Raw genomic sequence first — 2,006 nt, forward strand, 5'->3', positions numbered from 1 at the left:
TGAAAAAATTAAATTACTTATGTTACATTACTTACAAGTTCACAATGATAAATTCACTTCGTCTGTTTTCTTGGTGTTGTTCATCGGTACATGCTACACCATTACTACATGTATTCACCAATTGACTTTCGCCATATCCTTTACCTGTCAAGCGTTTTGCCGCTACACCCTGGCTGATCATCCATTGGATGGTAGCTTGCGCACGACGTTCGGATAAAGCCATGTTATACGCGTCATTTCCGCGGCTATCGGTATGCGAACGCACGTCAATCTCCAGTTTTGGATGTTCAAGCATGACGTCAACAACCTTTTGCAATTCAACTTGTGCATCCGGACGAATCGCTGCAGAGTCAAAATCAAAGTGAATCGGTGATAATTTCAATTTCTTGAATAAATCATCCCCTTTCTCAATCAATTCTATTTGAATGTTCACGCGTTGCTGCGCATCACGGCTGGTATCTACTTCAAACTCCTTAGAAAAATATCCTTCTTTATGAACTTGAACGCGATACTGCTGACCACAGAATAACTTCTCAGCGCTATAGTATCCTTGTTCATCGCTATAGACTTTTTCAACGACTTTGTTCTGCTTGTCGTATACCGTGATTTCTACCCCTTGGATACCACCATGGGATTCGAGATCTGATACCACACCATCCATGATTTGATAACACGGTTTTTCTACAAACATATACACGTCATCTGCTCCATGTCCGCCTGCTTTATTCGAAGTAATAAACCCTTTCTTTGAAGCGGCATCGATATACAAACTGAAATCGTCAAAAGCACTGTTGATATCTGGTCCTAAGTTAACCGGCACTCCCATCTTCCCATCGGGATTAATCTTGGATTTGTACAAGTCCAATCCTCCAAATCCTGGATGTCCATCACTGGAAAAATACAACATATAATCACTTGAGATAAAAGGAAAAGTCTCGCGTCCTGCCGTATTCACCTCATGTCCTAAATGTTCAATTGGGCCAAAACGCCCCGTTTCATAGATACTCACGCGGAATAAATCCGATTGACCTAAGCTTCCCTGGCGATCCGAAACGAAATACATCCATTTCTCATCTGGGGTTAATGCTGGGTGAGCCGTGTTATAATCCGCTACGTTAAAAGGCAATTCCTCTACCGATCCCCAACTTCCATCGCTTTGTTTGCGGGATTTGTAAATCTTCAACAAAGACGATTCTTCCTCGTTGTATTGGGCGCGTTTACCGCCGCGTATCGAACCATTATTACTGGTAAAATACATCGTATTGCCGTCTTTTGTAAAGATAGCCGTTCCCATGTTCAACTCTTTGGAAGCAATTTCCTTGGCGAATAAAACTGGATCGCTAAAGCTACCGTCTTCGCCGATAGTCGTGGAATACAACTTGGTATATTGTTGATTGGTCCAACTGTGAACCTTGTTTTTCATTTCTGCACTCTCGCGAGAAGAAGTAAAAATCAAGCGATTGTCTAAAAGCGTAGCTCCATAATCTGAATACTCGCTATTGGTCGATAAATTAACCAACGTAAAACGAGACGCTGGTAGGGTTTGATTTACTAATTCTTCATGAGAAATAAGCAACTGGGCACGAGAATCAGAAGACTGAAGCTGCGCAAACTCTTGCAACACTTTATCGGCCTGTTCGGTATAATTCATCGCTTTTAGTGTTTGTCCATAGCGATAGTAGTATTCTTTGTCTAAAGCACTTACGTTCTTATCGGCATAAGAACCTTGAAACAATTCATCATACCACTTAAAGGCTTCAGCAAACTTGCCATTGAAGTAATAGGAATCGCCGAGTTTACTCAAAACAGAGGCGTTTGCCTCGCCTTTCTCAACCATTGTTTCATACACCTTAATTGCGTCAATATAGGCATACGTATCGTAGTTGCGATCAGCTTTGCGCTCTTTTCTATTTTGTCCCAAACTACTTATGCTTGAAAATAGCAAACAAAGCAGTAACCCATTAACTATATATTTTCTAACCATATATGTTTGTCTTTAGAAGAAG

At 41.0% G+C, this 2,006-nt stretch carries 1 protein-coding gene; it reads right to left on the reverse strand.

Annotated features, from left to right (window positions below; all coding sequences use genetic code 11):
* Positions 1-31 precede the first annotated feature (31 nt).
* On the reverse strand, positions 32-1,984 hold the full coding sequence (locus ACUTSE_RS18095) for an OmpA family protein (protein ID WP_445641263.1): 1,953 nt from the start codon (positions 1,982-1,984) through the stop codon (positions 32-34).
* Positions 1,985-2,006 lie beyond the last annotated feature (22 nt).

It is taken from the genome of Myroides sp. TSA_177.3 (genome assembly GCF_052691955.1).